1 protein-coding gene is annotated in these 368 nt (G+C 42.1%); it reads right to left on the bottom strand.

What is annotated here, in order from left to right; translation table 11 throughout:
- Window positions 1-368 (bottom strand): hypothetical protein (locus NR125_RS30345; RefSeq protein WP_256816900.1); only part of this gene is annotated, 368 nt, incomplete at both ends.

Below are 368 nucleotides of genomic sequence, written 5' to 3'. Positions count from 1 at the left end.
TTTTAATAAATTTTAATAAATTTTTGACACAAATTTTCCTTCCTTCTTTCTCTTCTTTTCTTTTTTTTTTCCTTCCTTTTCCCCTTCCTCTTCTCTTTCCCCCCTCCTTTTTTTCCTTCCTTTTTCCTCTTCCTCTCTTCTTCCTCCTTTTCCTCCCCTTTCTCTTTCTTCTCTCTTCCCTTCCTTTCTCCTCCTTTCCCCTTCTCCCCTTTTCTCCTTTCCTTTTCCTTCTTCTCCCTCTTTTTTCTCCCCTCCCCCTCTTCTCCCTTCTCCTTTTCCCCTCTTCCTTTCCCCCCTTCCTCTCTCCTTTCTTTCTTCTTTTTCTCCTTTCCCTCTTTCTTCTTCCTTTTTCCCCCCTCTCCTTCTTC

Source organism: Cytobacillus sp. Bac17, from assembly GCF_024519925.1.
Classification (GTDB): Bacteria; Bacillota; Bacilli; order Bacillales; family Cytobacillaceae; genus Cytobacillus; species Cytobacillus pseudoceanisediminis.
Note: the sequence above shows the minus strand (reverse complement) of the source record. Positions and strands in the feature narration are given on the sequence as shown.